At 71.6% G+C, this 13,606-nt stretch carries 10 protein-coding genes and 1 pseudogene; 5 read left to right on the top strand and 6 right to left on the bottom strand.

Annotated elements, in window-relative coordinates; genetic code table 11:
• Nucleotides 1-24: 24 nt before the first annotated feature.
• Nucleotides 25-885: a DNA-formamidopyrimidine glycosylase family protein gene (locus tag ABZ845_RS16020; RefSeq protein WP_360979061.1), complete on the bottom strand. Its 861-nt coding sequence runs from the start codon at nt 883-885 to the stop codon at nt 25-27.
• Nucleotides 886-917: 32 nt separating this feature from the next.
• Nucleotides 918-2,981, bottom strand: a complete 2,064-nt coding sequence (locus ABZ845_RS16025) for a SpoIIE family protein phosphatase (RefSeq protein WP_360979064.1) — start codon at nt 2,979-2,981, stop codon at nt 918-920.
• A gap of 153 nt (nt 2,982-3,134) precedes the next feature.
• Here ABZ845_RS16025 and ABZ845_RS16030 point away from each other — a divergent pair, with 153 nt between their 5' ends.
• On the top strand, nt 3,135-4,559 hold the full coding sequence (locus ABZ845_RS16030; RefSeq protein ID WP_360979067.1) for a lipase maturation factor family protein: 1,425 nt from the start codon (nt 3,135-3,137) through the stop codon (nt 4,557-4,559).
• Between the two features lie 2 nt (nt 4,560-4,561).
• Here the strand turns inward: ABZ845_RS16030 and ABZ845_RS16035 are convergent, their stop codons facing one another.
• Complete coding sequence (locus tag ABZ845_RS16035; RefSeq protein WP_360979070.1) at nt 4,562-7,585, bottom strand: glycoside hydrolase family 38 C-terminal domain-containing protein; 3,024 nt, start codon at nt 7,583-7,585, stop codon at nt 4,562-4,564.
• Between the two features lie 231 nt (nt 7,586-7,816).
• On the opposite strand from ABZ845_RS16035, the gene ABZ845_RS16040 reads away from it, so the two are divergent.
• Entirely contained in the window at nt 7,817-9,166 is a 1,350-nt protein-coding gene (locus tag ABZ845_RS16040; protein WP_360979073.1) for an amidase, read from the top strand.
• A 113-nt stretch (nt 9,167-9,279) separates the two neighbouring features.
• Nucleotides 9,280-9,459 (top strand): hypothetical protein, encoded by a 180-nt coding sequence (locus ABZ845_RS16045; RefSeq protein ID WP_360979076.1) that lies wholly within the window; start codon nt 9,280-9,282, stop codon nt 9,457-9,459.
• Between the two features lie 72 nt (nt 9,460-9,531).
• On the opposite strand, the gene ABZ845_RS16050 is transcribed toward ABZ845_RS16045, so the two are convergent.
• Complete coding sequence (locus tag ABZ845_RS16050) at nt 9,532-10,014, bottom strand: GNAT family N-acetyltransferase (RefSeq protein WP_360979079.1); 483 nt, start codon at nt 10,012-10,014, stop codon at nt 9,532-9,534.
• A 57-nt stretch (nt 10,015-10,071) separates the two neighbouring features.
• On the bottom strand, nt 10,072-10,248 hold the full coding sequence (locus tag ABZ845_RS16055) for a hypothetical protein (protein WP_360979082.1): 177 nt from the start codon (nt 10,246-10,248) through the stop codon (nt 10,072-10,074).
• Between the two features lie 484 nt (nt 10,249-10,732).
• Between ABZ845_RS16055 and ABZ845_RS16060 the strand changes: the two genes are divergently transcribed.
• Together ABZ845_RS16060 and ABZ845_RS16065 are read left to right on the top strand one after the other, a co-directional pair.
• Nucleotides 10,733-11,302, top strand: a complete 570-nt coding sequence (locus ABZ845_RS16060) for a metal-dependent phosphohydrolase (protein ID WP_360979085.1) — start codon at nt 10,733-10,735, stop codon at nt 11,300-11,302.
• 186 nt (nt 11,303-11,488) lie between these two features.
• Nucleotides 11,489-12,361, top strand: a pseudogene (locus tag ABZ845_RS16065) (glycosyltransferase 87 family protein); the annotation flags it as partial.
• Between the two features lie 295 nt (nt 12,362-12,656).
• Here ABZ845_RS16065 and ABZ845_RS16070 read toward each other — a convergent pair.
• Complete coding sequence (locus ABZ845_RS16070) at nt 12,657-13,361, bottom strand: nucleotidyltransferase domain-containing protein (RefSeq protein ID WP_360979088.1); 705 nt, start codon at nt 13,359-13,361, stop codon at nt 12,657-12,659.
• Nucleotides 13,362-13,606: the final 245 nt, after the last annotated feature.

Genomic DNA, 13,606 nt, shown 5'->3' on the forward strand with positions numbered 1-13,606 from the left:
GCGGCAGGGAGAGGTCCGCGGCGGCTACTTCAGCAGCCGCGACAGCCTTCGGTCCGCCAGCGGCTTGCCGCCGGTCTGGCAGGTCGGGCAGTACTGGAGCGAGGAGTCGCTGAAGGACACCTCACGGATCGTGTCCCCGCAGACCGGGCAGGGCTGACCCGTACGGCCGTGGACGCGCAGCCCGCTCTTCTTCTCCGCCTTCAGGCGTCCGGTGGCCAGACCCCGTGAACGCCCGACCGCCTCCTTGAGCGTGGTGCGCAGCGCCTCGTAGAGCCGTCGCATCTCCTCGGGCGACAGCGACGAAGCCAGCTTGAACGGGGACATCCGCGCCGCGTGCAGGATCTCGTCGCTGTAGGCGTTGCCGACGCCCGCGATCAGGCTCTGGTCGCGCAGCGCGCCCTTGATCTGCCGGCGCTCACCCGCGAGCAGCTCCGCCAAGCTCCGCTCGTCGAAGCCGGCGGCCAGCGGGTCGGGGCCCAGCCGGGCGATCCCGGGGACCTCCTGGGGGTCGTGGACGACGTACACGGCGAGCCGCTTCTGGGTGCCTGCCTCGGTGAGGTCGAAGCCCTCGCCCGTCTCCAGCGCGAGCCGCAGGGCGAGCGGGCCCTTGCCGGGGCGGGGCGCGCCGTCGGGCAGGCGGTCCTTCCACTGGAGCCAGCCCGCGCGGGCCAGGTGCGTGACGAAGTGCAGCCCGTCGGCGTCCAGGTCCAGGAACTTGCCGTACCGGCGCACGGCGGTGATCTGACGGCCCTGCAGAGCGGTGGCGGGCGGGTCGTACGTCTTCAGGACACTGATCGCGACGGGCAGTACCCGCACCACCTCGTGACCGACGGCGCGGTCGGCCAGGAAGTCCTTGAGCGCTTCGACCTCGGGCAGTTCCGGCATGAGTACCAGGGTGCCAAGCGGCACGACGCTTGTCAGCCGCGCCGCGGGACCATGAACTCGCACCACACGACCTTGCCGCCGCCCCGCGCCTCCACGCCCCACACGTCCGTGAGCCGGTCGACCAGCAGCAGGCCGCGGCCCGAGACACCGGACACGCCCGCCTCCCGGCGGCGCGGCAGGGCGCTGGAGGTGTCCTCGACCTCGATCCGCAGCCTGCGGTCGTGTCCCGCGAGCACCCGGAGGGTGACGATCGCGGGGCCCTCGGTGTGCATGAGGACGTTGGTGATCAGCTCGTCGGCGACCAGCTCGATCTCGTAGGAGCGCTCGCCGACGCCCCAGGCGCGCACGGCGGCGCGGATCGTGCGCCGGGCCTCGGTGAGCGCCTCCGGGTCGGCGGGCCCGACCTGCTGCTGAAGACGGCTGCCCGAGCGCGCTGCCCGGCCGCGGCGCTGCAGGAGCAGTACGGCCACGTCGTCGTCGCCGCCTCGCGCCTCGGCCGCGTCGATGAGTTCGTCGGCGAGGTCGCGTACGTCGAGCGGGCCGCTGCCGACCAGCGTCCGGACGGCCTCGATGCCGTCGTCCAGGTCGGAGCCCGGGTGTTCGATCATGCCGTCCGTGCACAACAGCAGCGTCTGACCGGCGTCCAGTTCGACGGTGGTGACCGGATACTCGAGGCTGTCGAAGTCGGCGGACAGGCCGAGCGGGAGTCCGCCCTCGACGGGCAGGCGTCGGCAGCCGCCGTCCGCCAGCCGCAGAAACGGGTCGGGGTGTCCGGCCCGGACGAGTTGCACCACGCCGGTGGACAGATCGGCCTCGGCGTACAGGCAGGTCGCGAAGCGATCGGTGTCGAGCTCCTTGAGGAAGACCGAGGCGCGGGCCATCACGGTGGCGGGCGTGTGCCCCTCGGCGGCGTAGGCGCGCAGCACGATCCTCAGCTGGCCCATCACGGCGGCGGCGTGTGTGTCATGGCCCTGGACGTCGCCGATGACGGCGCCGACCCGGCCGCCCGGCAGCGGGATCAGGTCGTACCAGTCGCCTCCGATGTCGCGGCCCAGCGCGGCGGAGCGGTAGCGGACGGCGATGTCGGCGCCGGTCACGCTGGGGATCGAGCGCGGGAGCATCGCCTGCTGGAGGCCCTGGGCGAGGTCCTTGTCCTGCTCGTAGAACATGGCGCGCTGAAGGCTCTGCGCGATGCACCCGCCGAGGGCGACGAGGACGTTGCGTTCCTCGGCGGTGAAGCCGTGGCGGTCGTCGTAGAGCAGTCCCATGGCGCCGATGGGACGGCCCTGGACGACCAGCGGAAGGTAGGCGGCCGAGGTGACGCTCAGGTCCGTGAGGTGCGGCCACAGCACCGGGTACTGCTCGGCGAACTCCTCGGAGGACTCTATGAACCGGGGGCTGAGGGTCCGGACCACCTCGCTCATCGGGTAGGGCTCCTCCACGCGCGTGCCCGGCACGAAGCTGCCCTCCGGTCCCTCGGCGACGAGCCGGATACGACCGGCCTCCACCAGTCCCACGACCAGGCTGGCGGCGCCGAGGTGGATGAGGCCGTGGCTGTTCTTGAGGACGTCGATGACGTCCCGGACCGTGCGGGCGTCGGCGAGCGCCGCGGTGGTGCTCTCGACGACGTTCGTCTGCCGGCGCAGCGCCTCGTCCTGGCCCACCTGTTCGGCGTGGGCCCGGCTGTCGCTCAGCTCCTGGGTGGCGTCGCGGATGATCCCTATGATCCGGCGTGCGCGGCCCTTGTGGTCGCGGCGGATGTAGCCCTGGGTGTGGGTCCAGCGCAGGGTGCCGTCCCGGCGGCGGACGCGGAAGTAGGCTCCGTAGTTCTCGCTGCCGTCCTTGATCGACTGGGCGACCAGCAGGTCCAGCCGCCGGGCCTCGTCGGAGGGGACACGCGTCACAAGGCTCTCCGGGCGGCCGTCGTAGTCGTCGGGGCTCACGTCGAAGATCATGTGGGCCTGGGCGTCCATGTGGAATTGCCCGGTGTCCAGGTCCCAGTCGAAGCTGCCCATGCGATTGAGCGCCAGGAACGGGTCCGGGTGGGCGGGCCAGTCTTTCGGGAGGGAACGGGCACTCGCTCCCCGATCAGCCATGGGGCCACCTTGCCAGGATTTGCCCGAATCTTCGAGTCCTGTGCGGTTCTGCGCATGATGCCGCATGATCACGGAAAGGGACCGGTGTCGCACACAGGGTCACGGACGTTCCCCGGCCGGGTATTCGGACACACTGGAGGGAGAGAGGGTGCCGTGGACTGGTTCGTCGCACCGGAGTACTGGCTGAGCCGGCTGGTGTTCCAGCGGGCGCTGGCCGTCGTGTACCTCTTCGCCTTCCTGACCGCTGTGCTGCAGTTCCGTGCCCTGATCGGGGAGCGCGGCATGCTCCCGGTGCCGCGCCACCTCGCGCGGCTGGCGTTCAGGGACGCGCCCAGCGTCTTCCACTTCCACTACTCGGACCGCTTCTTCGCCGCGTGGTGCTGGGCGGGCTGCGCGGTGTCGGCGGCGCTGATCGCCGGAGCGGACTCGCTCGTCCCGCTCTGGGCGGGGATGGTGCTCTGGCTGATCCCGTGGGCGATGTATCTGTCGATCGTCAACGTCGGTCAGACCTGGTACTCGTTCGGCTGGGAATCGCTGCTGCTCGAGGTCGGCTTCCTTGCCGTGTTCCTGGGCAACGACTCCGTCGCCCCGCCCATCGTCGTGCTGTTCCTGCTGCGCTGGATCCTCTTCCGCGTCGAGTTCGGGGCCGGACTCATCAAGCTGCGCGGGGACGCCTGCTGGCGGAAGCTGACCTGTCTGGACTACCACCACGAGACCCAGCCGATGCCCGGCCCGCTGAGCTGGTTCTTCCACCATCTGCCGAAGCCCTTGCACCGGGTGGAGGTGGCCGCCAACCACTTCACGCAGCTGGTCGTCCCCGTGTTGCTGTTCACCCCGCAGCCGATCGCTACGGCCGCCGCGTCCCTGATGATCGTGACCCAGCTGTGGCTGGTCCTGTCCGGCAACTTCGCCTGGCTGAACTGGATCACGATCGTGCTGGCCCTGTCGGCGCTCGCCTACCCGGCCACCGCGCCGAGCGTGGCCGGGCCGCCGCTGTGGTACGAGGTGGTGGTCCTGGTGGTCGCGGCGGGCCTGCTCGCGCTCAGCCGCCACCCCGTACGCAACATGATCTCCCGCGGCCAGGTGATGAACCGCTCCTTCGACCCGCTGCACCTGGTCAACACCTACGGCGCGTTCGGGAGCGTGAGCCGCATCCGGTACGAGGTCGTGATCGAGGGCACGGCGGACGGCGTACCGAGTGAGGACTCCGACTGGCGGGAGTACGAGTTCAAGGGCAAGCCGGGCGACCCTCGTCGGTGGCCGCGCCAGTTCGCCCCGTACCATCTGCGGCTCGACTGGCTCATGTGGTTCGCGGCGCTCTCCCCGATGTACGCGGACGCCTGGTTCGGCCCTTTGGTCGAGCGCCTACTGGAGAGCGACCGCGACACACTTCGGCTCCTGCGCCGCTCCCCGTTCCCGCCGGACGCTCCCCCGCGTTTCGTACGGGCCCGGCTGTTCCGCTACCGGTACACGACGTGGCAGGAACTGCGCGCGACGGGGGCGTGCTGGGAGCGGACCTACGTCCGCGACTTCATGCCGCCGGCCCGGCTGTCCGCGCGGGTGCGCCGGAACCTGTGAGTTCAGGCCCTGCCGAGCCGGAGCGTCACCAGCTCGAAGGGCCGCAGGCGCAGCGTGATCCGGTTGCCGTCGCGGTCGGGTTCCGGTGCTTCCTGCGGGGGCCGGCTTCGCTCCAGCAGGTCGGTCACCGCCACCGCCGCCACGTCGAAGTGCGCGGTGAGCGTGGCCTTCGAGCGGCCTCCGCGTGACTCGTGGAAGCGCACGACGACATCGCCGCTGCCGTCGTCGGCCAGCTTGACGGCCGTCACCACGACGGCGTCCTCGGCCATGGACACCAGCGGCTCCACCGCACGGGAACCGTTCAGCCGCCGCTCCGGCAGGTTGATCCGCCATCCCTCACGCACGGCGTCCCCGATCACGGCACCCGGGACGATGGCGTGCCGGAAGCGGTGAAGGCCCTGGTCGGTCTCCGGGTCGGGGAAACGCGGCGCGCGCAGCAGGGAGACCCGGACGGTGGTGGTCGTGCCCGCGTCGGCCGGGCGCACCGTGCGGGTCACGTCGTGGCCGTACGTGGAGTCGTTCACGACCGCCACTCCCCAGCCCGGTTCCTCAAGGTGCACGAAGCGGTGGTTGCACGCCTCGAACTTGGCCGCCTCCCATGAGGTGTTGGTGTGCGTCGGCCGGTGGAAGTGACCGAACTGGGTCTCGGACGCGTACCGTTCGGCGTGCACGTCCAGCGGGAAGGCGAGCTTCAGGAACTTCTCCGTCTCGTGCCAGTCGACCTCCGTGCCGATCTCGAGCCGCCGCTCCCCCGGTGCGAGTGACAGCACCTGGGTGACGTGCGACGCGCCGAAGGACCGCAGGACGCGGACCGACCCGCCGTCCTCACCGGGCGTGATCTCCTCGGCGTCCACCAGGTCGGTGACCGTGTTGCGGTAGAACGCGTCCACGTCCCACGCGTCCCACATGTTCGGCAGGTCGGGGTGGAGCTGGAGCAGGTTCCCGGCGCTTCCCGGCGCGATCGTCTCCCGGTCGGCGTCGACGTCGTACAAGGAGACGACCAGGCCCCTCCCGTCGATCTCCACCCGCAGCAGCCCGTTGTACAGCATGAACCCGCCGTCCGGCCGTGGTGCGAGGGACACCTGTCCGGGGGCGACCGGGGTGGCCGCGCCGCCCGCCGGGACCCCGGCCCGGGCGTGCGGCGCCGCGTTGAACACGAGCGGCACGGGCCCGTCCCCGGCCAGGGACCGCTGGGCCGCCTCGATGATGCCGTTCAGCTCCGCGGCGATCCGCTCGTAGGCGGCCCGCGCCTCGCGGTGCACCCAGGAGATGGACGAGCCGGGCAGGATGTCGTGGAACTGGTGGAGCAGGACCGTCTTCCAGACCCGGTCCAGTGCGTCGTACGGATAGGGGGAGCCGGTCCGCACGGCGGCGGTGGCCGCCCACAACTCGGCCTCGCGCAGCAGGTGTTCGCTGCGCCGGTTGCCCTGCTTCGTCTTCGCCTGACTGGTCAGCGTGGCGCGGTGCAGCTCCAGGTACAACTCGCCCACCCACACCGGCGGGTGGGCGTACTCCGCCTCCGCCTTCTCGAAGAACGCCTCCGGCGTGTCCCACACCACGGACGGCGAGCCCTCCAGGTTGCGCAGGCGTGCCGCCTTCGCGACCATCTCCCGCGTCGTGCCTCCTCCCCCGTCTCCCCAGCCGGTCGGGGCGAGCGAGTGCCTGGCCGCCCCCTTGTCCCGGAAGTTCCGCTCCGCGTGGGCGAGTTCGCTACCCCTCATCGAGCAGTTGTAGGTGTCGACGGGCGGGAAGTGGGTGAGGATCCGGGTGCCGTCGATGCCCTCCCACAGGAACGTGTGGTGGGGGAACTTGTTGGTCCTGGACCAGGAGATCTTCTGGGTCAGCAGCCACTTGGAACCGGCCGCCTTGATGATCCCCGGCAGCCCGGCCGCGAAGCCGAAGGTGTCGGGCAGCCACGCCTCCTGGTTCTCGATGCCGAACTCGTCGAGGAAGAACCGCTTGCCGTGCACGAACTGGCGCGCCATCGCCTCCGAGCCCGGCATATTGGTGTCGGACTCCACCCACATGCCGCCCGCCGGCACGAATCGGCCCTGCGCGACCGCCTCCTTCACCCTCGCCCACACCTCGGGCCGGTGCTCCTTCACCCAGGCCCACTGCTGCGCCTGCGACATGGCGAAGACGAACTCCGGCTCGTCCTCGATGAGCGCGGTCATGTTGGCGGTCGTACGGGCCACCTTGCGCACCGTCTCGCGCAGCGGCCACAGCCAGGCCGAGTCGATGTGCGCGTGCCCGACGGCGCTGAGGCGGTGCGCGGAGGAGGCGGCGGGCGCCGCCAGGACATCGGTGAGCCTTGCGCGGGCCGCCGCGGCCGAGGAGCCCACGTCCTGGAGGTCGACGGCGTCCAGGGCCCGCTCCACCGCGCGCAGGATCTCCCAGCGCCGCCCCGACTCCACCGGCAGCTCGGCCATCAGCTCGCCGAGCACCTCCAGGTCGAGGACCAGCTGCCACACGGTCTCGTCGAAGACGGCGAGGTCCATGCGCCCGAGCGTGTACTGAGGCTCGGTGCCCGCGGTGTCCTTGTCGCCCAGGGGTGTGGGCGCGAACGCGGGATGGCCGAACACGACGGGGTTGGACGCCGCCTCGATGCGCAGATCGACGTGCTCCCCGCCCTCGGCGGGAGAGCCGATCCGCACCCACTGGTTGCGCGGGTGGAGCCCCTTCACAGGAGTGCCGTCAGGACGGTAGACGAGGCCCTCGCACTGGAAGCCGGGCATGTTCCCGTCGAAGCCCAGGTCCAGCAGCGCCTCGACGGTCCGCCCGGCCCAGGCCCCGGGTACGGTCCCGGTGACCCGGAACCAGCTGGTGCCCCACGGGACGCCCCAGCGCTCGCCCACGGCGACCGGCCCCACCGGGGCCGCCAGGCCCTCGGCGACCGGCACGGGCTCACCGGGCGCATGCCACACCGCCACCTCGAGCGGTACGGTCTCGGGGTACACCGCGGGGCGGATGCGCTCGTCCAGGACGCGCCGCAGTCGGGCCTCTACCAGGGTGCGGTCGTCATGCATGGGGTGCTCCGTGGGGTGAGGGTGCGGGGTGCCGTCGGGTGGTGTCCGTGCATGGTGTCCTCAGTCGCGTCGTTGTACAGCTCCCCGACCGCGCGCGGTGCGAACCGCGCGACCTTCCGGCCCTGACGGAGTCACCCCTCGACGCGGCGCTCCCGGCAGGGCACAGTGCTCCTCGTACTCGCCCTACCTCCACCATGTCCCCGACACACCGAACATCGCCAGGGAGCGTCCGTGAGCAACTGGGTCGGCCGGACCGCCACCGAGATCGCCGCCGCCGTACGCGAGAAGCGGGTCACGCCCGGCCAGGTGGTGGCCGAGCACCTCGCGCTCATCGAACGTCTGGACGGTCGCATCGGTGCCTTCCGGCAGCTGCGCGCGGCTGCCGCACCGGCCGAGGCCGAGGAGGTCGCGGGCCGGGCGGACCTCGCGGAACTTCCCCTCGCCGGCGTCCCCGTGGCCGTCAAGGACAACCTGGCCGTACGGGGGGAGGCGACGCGCAACGGCTCCGCCGCGACTCCGGACACGCCCGCCGGGCACGACCATGTCACGGTGGCCCGGCTGCGCGCGGCGGGTGCGGTCGTCGTCGGGCTGACGAACGTGCCCGAGCTGTGCGTCTTCGGCACCACGGAGGGACCGTACGGGACGGCGCGCAATCCGTGGGACACCTCCCGCACGGCGGGCGGCTCCTCCGGCGGCAGTGCGGCGGCCGTGGCCGCCGGCATGGTGCCGATCGCGCTCGGGAACGACGGAATGGGCTCGCTGCGCATCCCCGCCGCCAACTGCGGGCTCGTCACCGTCAAACCGGGCCATGGCACGGTCCCGGCGGACATCGGCAACGGCGACTGGTTCGGCATGTCCGAGAACGGCCCACTGGCGACGACGGTGGAGGACGCCCGGCTGATGTTCGGGGTCCTGGCGGGAATGCGGGAGACCGGCACGCCGGGCCCCGCCACCCGCAGGATCGCGCTCTCGCTCCGCAGTCCGCTGCTCGGGGTGGGGGTGAGCCGCCCGTACGCGGACGCGGCCCGTGCGGCGGCCTCCCTGCTCAAGGAGGCGGGCAACGACGTACATCCGGCGGAACCGCCCTACCCCTGGTGGCTGGGTACGACCGCGCTGGCGCACTGGACGGCGGGTACGGCCGTGGACGCCGCAGGCCTCGATCCGCGGCGGCTGGCCCGTCGCACCCGGGTGCACGCGGCGGTGGGCCGCCGCTTCGTCGAGAGCGTGCGGTCCGGGGAGCGACGCGAGCGATTGCGCCGGGTGATGGAGCCGTTCTTCGCCGAGCACGATGTGCTGCTCACGCCGGCGCTGGCCCGCCGCGCGCCGGCTGCCGGGCCCTGGCACGAGCGCGGCTGGGTGCGCAATCTGCTGGCCAACACGAACTACTCGCCCATGACCCCGCCATGGAACCTGACGGGCTGGCCCGCGATGTCGGTCCCGTTCGGCGTCCTGCCGAGCGGCGCGCCCTGCGCGGTGCAGTTGGTAGGGCGGCCGGGTTCGGAGCTGGAACTGCTGGATGTGGCGTCCCAGTTGGAGTCGCTGAAGCCGTGGACGCGTAGGGCGCCCGTGAGCCAGGGCTGATGGCCCAGGTCACCGTGTTTCGTGGCGTCGTTCCTGGGGACTCGCTCCGAAGGCGTCGATCGGCCTCGGCCGAGGCCTCGCCTGTCGTGTCTGCGGAAGGAAGATGAAGCGTCGTGAGCGCACACCCGAGCGAGAAGCCCGTCGTCCGCCCGCCCGAGTCGGGCTGGGCACAGTCCCGCGACCCGCGCGAGGACGGCCTGCGCACCTGCGTTCCGGCCGTGGAGGTGCGGACGGCACCCGCAACGCACCGGCACCGCGGGCCCGAGTCGAACATAGTGCGGGGCGAGGACTGAGCGAGCGGCGCGAAACCCCGGGCGTGCGCGCGGGAACACCCTCCGCACGCCCCCGCCCTCGCCGAGGGCCCCTCACAGCGCCTTGTACATCACATGCAGCCCCACCCTGCCGAACCGTGGGTGTTCGTACGCCTCCGGGACGGTGCCCAGGACCGTGAAGCCCAGGGACGTCCACAGCCGGACCGCGGGATTGGTCTCGACGACGGCGTTGAAGACCATCGCGCGGTAGCCCTCGGCCTTCGCCGCGGTCAGGATGTGTTCGGCGAGGGCACGCCCGACGCCCCGTCCCGCGTGGTCCGGGTCGACCATGAACGCGGCGTTGGCGATATCGGAGGCGGGGCCCCCGTAATTGGGGGTGACATAGGCGGAGCCGACGATCGTCCCGGTGTCGTCCTCGGCGACGAAGACCCGCTTGGCCGGGGACATCCACAGCGCGCGGGCCGCCTCCTCGGTGGTGTCCGGGTCCCAGGTGTAGGTCTCCCCGGCGGAGACGATCCGGTGCCAGAACGGCCAGATGCGCGGCCAGTCACCGGCCGCGGCTTGTCTGATCAGCATGGGCGTGAGTCTGCCACGCCCATGCTGATCAGCGATCGATGCGCTGTGATGGATGCGTCAGTCGACACTCGGCAGGATGTGGGGCTCGGCGAGGTCGTCCTCGTAACCGGCCAGCCTGATGGGAGCGGAGCGGGCCCAGACGTCGAGGCTGCCGAGCTGCTTCTCCGCCCGCCGTGCCCCGCGCTCCACGCGTTCCTTGGGGAGTTGATCGTAATTCGTCTTCTCCGGTGTCACCGCGCACTCCTTCTGTGTCGGGTAACCCTTGGGACATACCGGCCCAGTGTGCCTCTGCGCCCCTGGCGTCCGCTCGGGTATGAGTCGAAATCTGTTCGGACGCGGTGGCGCCGGCAACTCGTACGAGAGCAGGCCGTGGTGACCGGCTTGTCCCGGGACGGACCATGGGTGTGGGTAGGACCCCAATGACTGTCCGCATCGACCAGATTAACCAAATGAGCGGCCCCCCGCTCGATGGGGCTGAAACAACCAGGTAACTGTCTCGGATCACCAACCCGGGACTTCGCCCTATTATGGGCAGATTTGATGGTTTTCGCCGGGCCGCGCTGCCACCCGTTCGGAGCAATCCCCGAACGCCTCCCCGGTACGGCAGGTGCGCGGACCGAAGCACACCGTGCTCAGTTCAGGTCCCGTTGGCTGACTCGCAAGCTCCCCATGCTCTGCTGACGCCCGGCAACGGCTTTTCTCGCGGGAGGACTGACGCATGGAGCTGCGCAGCGTCGAGGAGCTGATGGATCTGCTGCACGCCTGCCGGGGCGCGCGGAGCGACCCGGGCGGCGGCGACCCGGTGGATCCGTATGAGCACGCCCTGCGGACCGCCGCCCTGCTGCGCCGAAGTCGCCCCGCGGACAAGGAACTCCAGGTGGCCGGCCTGGTCCACGGCATCGGCCGCCTACTGGCCTCCGGCGACCGGGACGGGCAGGCGGACCGCGCGGCCGACGCGGTACGGCCGCTGTTCGGCGCCCGGGTCTCCGGACTCGTACGCCTCCATGGGGCGGCCAGACGCTACCTCGTGTCCCAGCAGGCGGCTTTCGCGCCGGGGCATATGCCTAGAGCACATGGCTCGAGGGTCCCCGCCCGGCAGGAAGCGCCGATGACCCCCGCGGAGGCCGCCGCCTTCGAGCGCGACCCGCTGGCCGACGACGCGGTCGCCCTGCGTCAGGCACACGAGGCGGCGAACGAGGCCGGCATGAACGGCGGGGTGCTGGAGGACTGGCGGACGGTGCTGGAGATGCTGGCGTCCCGGCAGGTACCGCTGGGCGCCGTGGACTGAGCCTCAAGAAGACCGGGCCGCGGAGAACGGGCGGGAGAACGGACGCAAGACCGGGCGTGACACCCCCCGGCGCGCGACATGCCGCTGCCGGAGCAATGGGCCCGGTGGACCGCCGGCCGCACCACACTGTGCGAAGTGCGCTGCCGCCACGACTTCGCGGCCAGTAGCCGTGTGATCGGACAGTGGATGACCAGCCATGCCGGGTGGTGCCTGGCGGCATCCCTGGCCGCTCATCTTCTGGCCGCCGTCCTGTTCTCCCCCGGCCCGCTGGATCTGCGCGTCTACCGCGACGCCGCCCCGGGGGTGCTCTCCGGTGGCCTGTACGACTACCGGCTGCACACCGCCCCGCCGATCCCCCTGCTGCCCTTCACCTATCCGCCGTTCGCGGCCCTGGTGTTCCTGCCGCTGTCGCGGCTGCCGTGGACGGCCGTGGTCGCCCTGTGGCAAGCGGCCTCCGTGGCCGCGCTGGCCGTGATCGTCCACTGCGCCGACCGGCTCCTGGACAAGGGCTCCGGCCGACACCGTGCGCCGCGCGTCATGCTCTGGACGGCGGCCGGCCTGTGGCTGGAGCCCGTGCGTCACACCCTGGACCAGGGTCAGGTCAATCTGTTGCTGGCCGCCGTCATGCTGGCGGCGCTGACCCTGCCTCGCACGGCCGCCGTGCGAGGCGGTGGCCTCGGTCTGGCCGTCGCGGTGAAGCTGACTCCGGCCTTCGGCGTGCTGTATCTGCTGGCGACCCGGCAGGTGCGGGCGGCGCTGTGGGCGCTCACCTCCGCACTCGCCGCCACGGCTGCGGCCTGGGCTCTCGCCCCGGCCGAGTCGGCACGCTACTGGTCGGTCCTGGTGACGGACGCTCGGCGCGTCGGCCCGGCGTGGTCCGTGCGCAACCAGTCCCTGCGGGGCGCGCTCGACAGGCTCACCGGCGGCGATCCCCCTCCCGCACCGCTGTGGTGGACGGCCCTGGCGCTGGTGACCGTGGCCGCGGGGTACGCCCTGTGGTGTGCCGCGCGCCGCGAGGATCATCTCGGCGTACTGGTCGGCGCCACCCTCTACGGGCTGCTGGTGTCGCCCATTTCATGGAGCCACCACTGGATCTGGTGTGTGCCCGCCATGATGTGGTCGGCCCATGGGCCCGCCCGGCAGCGGTTGCTGAGCCGGCTCTCGCTGGCGGCATGGACCGCCGCCACGGCCGCCCGTCCGGTCCCCTTCCTGATCCGCGTGGAGGACGGTCTGCCGCATCCCTTCCCGTACCCGGGGCTGCTGGCCTGGCCGGGCACCGTCTACGCCGCGTGCGTCGTCGTGTCCCTGGCCGCCGTCGCCAACGGGAGCGGCACGGCCACCGGTCCCGTGCACATCAGCGGGAGAGCGCCGCGTTCGGGGCGTAGAAGTGGGCACGCACCCGCAGCAGCCACGACTCGGCCGGCGCCTCGTCCGGCCGGTCCGGCAGTGCGCTGCGCGTCTCGTCGAAGGCCGTCTCGTAGTGCCTGAGCAGGGGCTGTGCCGCCGAGGCGTCACCGGCCACGCGCTCGCCGAAGTCGTGGTACTCCTGCGGGTCCTCGACGCGGATCGTCAGGCGGCCGCTCGCGTACAGCTCCAGGCCCTGGTGGCACAGCCGCTTGAGGTGACGGGCGTGCTTGGCGGTGCGTCGGCGGTTCTCCGGGGAGACCGGGGCTTCGTCGCGCCCCACCAGACGCCTGAACTGCTGTGTGGCGTACCCGAGATAGGCGTTGCGGACCCGCTGCGCGCTCAGGAACGACGTGCGTATCCCGATCAGTTCGTCGCCGAGAGGGGTTCGTACCTCGTACAACTCGTCCGGCAGCCAGACGAGTTCCATGGCGGTCGGGTTGCCGCTCAGGGCGAGCCGGCACCACTTGGCCGCCTCGTGAAGGGTGCGGTCCGGGGCCGTGCTGACGTGCGACTCCTTGGGGCGGTGCAGGCCGTGCAGTTCCTCGGTGGGCGCGGCGAACACGCCGAGCCGGTCCACGTCGGAGCCCTGGTGGGCGAGCCCGTACGCGGTCGAGCCGACGATGCCGGACAACATGAGGTTGGGGACGGTCATGGCGGGCCGCCTTCCTTGGGTCACACGAGACAGCAAGGAGAGGCTAGGCAAAGCCGGACGAACGCGGCCAGCGGTTTTCGGCCCCATGATCGCCCATGTGAATCGCTCCTCATGAACGGACGGCGTGTGTCGCGGACACGGAAGTCTCCGCTTCGCGGACGGGCTGCTGCGGGCCCTGCGGGAACACGACGCCACGGGACGGGGCGATCTGGTGGCCTCGCTGCGGGCCTGGCTGTCCCACCACG

It is taken from the genome of Streptomyces sp. NPDC047022 (assembly GCF_040644155.1).
In the GTDB taxonomy this organism is placed as follows: domain Bacteria; phylum Actinomycetota; class Actinomycetes; order Streptomycetales; family Streptomycetaceae; genus Streptomyces.

What these genes read in the sequence shown, in the direction of transcription:
- ABZ845_RS16020 (WP_360979061.1), bottom strand. Translation starts at nt 885, where the DNA reads ATGCCGGAACTGCCCGAGGTCGAAGCGCTCAAGGACTTCCTGGCCGAC.
- ABZ845_RS16025 (WP_360979064.1), bottom strand. Translation starts at nt 2,981, where the DNA reads ATGGCTGATCGGGGAGCGAGTGCCCGTTCCCTCCCGAAAGACTGGCCC.
- ABZ845_RS16035 (WP_360979070.1), bottom strand. Translation starts at nt 7,585, where the DNA reads ATGCATGACGACCGCACCCTGGTAGAGGCCCGACTGCGGCGCGTCCTG.
- ABZ845_RS16050 (WP_360979079.1), bottom strand. Translation starts at nt 10,014, where the DNA reads ATGCTGATCAGACAAGCCGCGGCCGGTGACTGGCCGCGCATCTGGCCG.
- ABZ845_RS16060 (WP_360979085.1), top strand. Translation starts at nt 10,733, where the DNA reads ATGGAGCTGCGCAGCGTCGAGGAGCTGATGGATCTGCTGCACGCCTGC.
- ABZ845_RS16070 (WP_360979088.1), bottom strand. Translation starts at nt 13,361, where the DNA reads ATGACCGTCCCCAACCTCATGTTGTCCGGCATCGTCGGCTCGACCGCG.